At 70.5% G+C, this 3,741-nt stretch carries 4 protein-coding genes; all 4 read left to right on the top strand.

The window, feature by feature from the left end:
• Window positions 1-216: 216 nt before the first annotated feature.
• The 4 genes from ASF20_RS11700 (at window position 217) to ASF20_RS11690 (ending at window position 3,558) form a co-directional block, all read left to right on the top strand.
• Window positions 217-1,497, top strand: coding sequence for an O-acetylhomoserine aminocarboxypropyltransferase (locus tag ASF20_RS11700; RefSeq protein ID WP_056274390.1), 1,281 nt, complete (start codon window positions 217-219; stop codon window positions 1,495-1,497).
• A gap of 69 nt (window positions 1,498-1,566) precedes the next feature.
• Entirely contained in the window at window positions 1,567-1,740 is a 174-nt protein-coding gene (locus ASF20_RS24050) for a hypothetical protein (RefSeq protein WP_156648048.1), read from the top strand.
• 62 nt (window positions 1,741-1,802) lie between these two features.
• Complete coding sequence (locus ASF20_RS11695; protein WP_056222496.1) at window positions 1,803-2,225, top strand: response regulator; 423 nt, start codon at window positions 1,803-1,805, stop codon at window positions 2,223-2,225.
• 37 nt (window positions 2,226-2,262) lie between these two features.
• The gene (locus tag ASF20_RS11690) at window positions 2,263-3,558 is read left to right on the top strand and encodes an aminotransferase class I/II-fold pyridoxal phosphate-dependent enzyme (protein ID WP_056274388.1); all 1,296 of its coding nucleotides are present in this window, start codon (window positions 2,263-2,265) and stop codon (window positions 3,556-3,558) included.
• The last annotated feature ends 183 nt before the right edge of the window (window positions 3,559-3,741 follow it).

Here is a 3,741-nt window from a genome sequence, read left to right as displayed (position 1 = left end):
TGCGCCCCGGTCGGAGAGGGTGCCCCCCTCTCCCGGTCGCTCCGCGACCACCCTCCCCCACAGCGGGGGGAGGGACATCGCCCCGCCTTGACCCCCTTCCCCGTCCGGCATAAAGAACCAGCGTTCGTTTCAGCGGATGACGCCCCCTTCCGTCGGTCGCGGCCGAGGCGTAGAGGGTGGGCGTGTGCGGGCCGGCGGGCCCGGGAGGTTTTTGCGATGACCGATCGTCTGCCCGGCTTCAACACGCGGGCCATCCATGCCGGCGCCCTGCCCGACCCGACCACGGGAGCCCGCGCCACGCCGATCTACCAGACCGCCTCGTTCGTCTTCGACGATGCCGAGCACGCCGCCTCGCTCTTCGGGCTCGAGGCCTTCGGCAACATCTACTCGCGCATCACCAACCCCACCAACGCGGTGCTGGAGGAGCGCGTCGCGGCCCTGGAGGGCGGCACCGCCGCCGTGGCGGTGGCCTCGGGCCACGCCGCCGAGTTCCTGGTGATGCACGCGCTCATGCAGCCGGGCGACGAGTTCATCGCGGCCGACCGGCTCTACGGCGGCTCGATCAACCAGTTCAACCACTCCTACAAGAACTTCGGCTGGAACGTGGTCTGGGCCGAAACCGACGACCCCTCTTCCTTCGAGCGCGCGATCACGCCGCGCACCAAGGCGATCTTCTGCGAGTCGATCGCGAATCCGGGCGGGGTCATCACCGACATCGCGGCGCTCTCGGAGATCGCCAAGCGCCACAACATCCCGCTCATCGTCGACAACACGATGGCGAGCCCCTACCTGATCCGCCCCTTCGAGCACGGGGCCGACATCGTCGTGCACTCGGCGACGAAGTTCCTGGGCGGCCACGGCAATTCCATCGGCGGCCTCGTGGTCGACGGCGGCACCTTCCCGTGGGTGGGCGACGCGCGCTTCCCCATGCTGTCGGCCCCGCGCCCGGAATATGCCGGCAAGGTGCTGGCCGAGACCTTCGGCAACTTCGCCTTCGCCATCGCGGTGCGGGTGCTGGGCCTGCGCGACCTCGGGCCGGCGCTCTCGCCCTTCAACGCCTTCCTGCTCCTCTCGGGCATCGAGACCCTGCCCTTGCGCATGCAGCGCCATTGCGACAACGCGCTCGCCGTGGCGACCTTCCTGCAGGGCCACCCGGCGGTGTCCTGGGTCAGCTATCCGGGCCTGGAGACCGACCGCTACCACGCGCTCGCCCGGCGCTACACGCCGCACGGGGCCGGGGCGGTCTTCACCCTCGGGCTCAAGGGCGGCTACGAGGCCGGCGTCAAGCTCGTCTCCGGCCTGACCCTGTTCTCCCATCTGGCCAATATCGGCGACACCCGCTCGCTCATCATCCACCCCGCCTCCACCACCCACCGCCAGCTCACCGACCCGCAGCGGATCGCCGCCGGGGCGGGGCCGGAGGTGGTGCGGCTCTCGGTCGGCCTCGAGGATCCACAGGATCTGATCGCCGACCTCGACGCCGCGCTGAACGCCTGAGCGGAGCGGTGTTAACGGTCTCTTTACCATGTTGGGCCGAGGCTCGCGGCGCGATCACCGGAGGTGGCGATGTCGGCCTTGGCTTCGATGGACTGGGCATTCGTGGAACAGATCAGCGACGCGGCGGCGTTCCTGGCCATCCTGGCGACCCTCGTGGGGCTGGCGATCGCCTTCGCCCCGGCGTTGCCCGGGCGCCGCGTCACCGCTCCGGTGAAACGGATGCGCGACACCGGCCGTTGTTGACGACACCCTTGGCGGGGCCTAGGCCCCCGTCTCACCCCTGTCGCGAGATCGTCCGGCCGCCGATGACGCAGAACCCGCCAGAGAGGCAAGCCTCGACAGAGACGCAAGATCCGACGGATCTGCCTGTCGTTCTCCTCGTCGAAGACGACGGGCTGCTTCTCATGGAAGCCGCCGACACGCTCGCGGATGCCGGCTTCGAGGTTCTGGAGGCGAGCCACGCCGACAACGCCCTCTCGGTGCTGGAGAGCCGCGGCGACGTCGACGTGCTGATGACCGACGTGGACATGCCGCGCGGCTCCATGGACGGCTTCGCCCTGGCCCGCCTCGTGGCGCATCGCTGGCCCTCCATCCCGGTCCTCGTCGTCTCCGGCATGGGCACCCCCGGCCCGCACGACATGCCCGACGGGGCGCGCTTCATCCCGAAGCCCTACGAGCCCTCGACCCTGGTCCGGACCCTGCGCGCCTTCACCCACCGCGCCGCCTGACCGCTCACCGCGACCTCTTCACAGACGGGAGGCCCCGATGGCCACCGAGACCCAGACCCATCGCTTCGCCACCCAGGCGATCCATGCCGGCGCCGCCCCCGACCCGGCCACCGGAGCCCGGGCCCAGCCGATCTACTTCACCAACGGCTTCGTCTTCGAGGACACCCAGCAGGCGGCGGACATCTTCGCCATGCGCCGCACCGGGTTCTCCTACTCGCGCGGCTCCAACCCGACGGTGGCCGCCCTGGAGCGCCGCGTCGCCGCGCTGGAAGGCGCCAAGGCCGCCGTCGCGGTGGCCTCGGGCCAGTCGGCCGTGCTGATGGTGCTCATGACCCTGATGAAGAGCGGCGAGGCCTACGTCGCCTCCTCGCGCCTCTTCGGCGGCTCGCTCGGCCTCATGAACCGCCTCGACGGGCGCTACGACCTCAAGCCCCAGTTCACCAAGGGCCTGACCCCGGCCGATTTCGAGGCCGCGATCACCCCGGAGACCCGGGCGATCATCTGCGAGTCGATCGTCAACCCCTGCGCCACCGTGATGGATCTGGCCGGCATCGCTGAGGTGGCGCGCCGCCACGGCCTGCCGCTCGTCGTCGACAACACCCTCGCCTCCCCGGCCCTGATCCGGCCGATCGAGCACGGGGCCGACATCGTCATCCATTCGACCTCGAAGTTCCTCGGCGGCTCCGGCCAGACCATCGGCGGCGTGATCTGCGACGCCGGGCGCTTCGACTGGGCGGCGATCCCCGGCCGCTACAACCTGATGAGCGAGCCCTGGGCCGACTATGACGGCCTCGTGCTCACCGAGCGCTTCCCGGACTTCGCCTTCGCCTCGGCCTGCCGCGTCTTCGGCATGCGCGAGCTCGGCCCCGGCCTGTCGCCCATGAACGCCTTCCTGACGCTCACCGGCATCGAGACCCTGCCCCTGCGGATGGAGCGGCACTGTTCGAACGCGAAGGCGGTGGCGGCCTTCCTGAAGGACCACCCGGCGGTGGCCTGGGTCAGCTATCCCGCCCTCCCCGGCCAGGAGGGCGAAGCGATGGCCGCCCGCTACGTGCCGCAGGGGCCGGGCTCGATCTTCACCGTGGCGCTGAAGGGCGGCGAGCCGGCGGCGGTCCAGTTCATCATGGGCCTGAAGCTGATCTCGCACCTCGTGAACATCGGCGAGATCAAGTCCCTGGCGATCCACCCGGCGACCACCACCCACCGCCAGCTCAGCCCCGCCGACAAGGCCGCCGCCAAGGTCGGTCCCGAGACGGTGCGCCTCTCCATCGGCCTGGAGAGCGTCGAGGACCTCATCGCCGACGTCGATCAGGCCCTGGCGCAGATCGGCTAAGGGCCGCGCGCCCGACGGGACGGCTCAGGTCAAGCCGACGCCGATGACTCCGCTTTCCATCAGGGAGAAGCGGATGCCGGACCGGCGCAGGGCGTCCACGGCCCTGTGGCGGGACCGCTCCGCGATCGCCGCGACGTTCTCCTCCATGCGCTTGACGGTGGAGAGCGAGAGACCGGCGGCCCG

This window comes from Methylobacterium sp. Leaf88, assembly GCF_001422795.1.
Taxonomy (GTDB): domain Bacteria; phylum Pseudomonadota; class Alphaproteobacteria; order Rhizobiales; family Beijerinckiaceae; genus Methylobacterium.
Note: the sequence above shows the minus strand (reverse complement) of the source record. Positions and strands in the feature narration are given on the sequence as shown.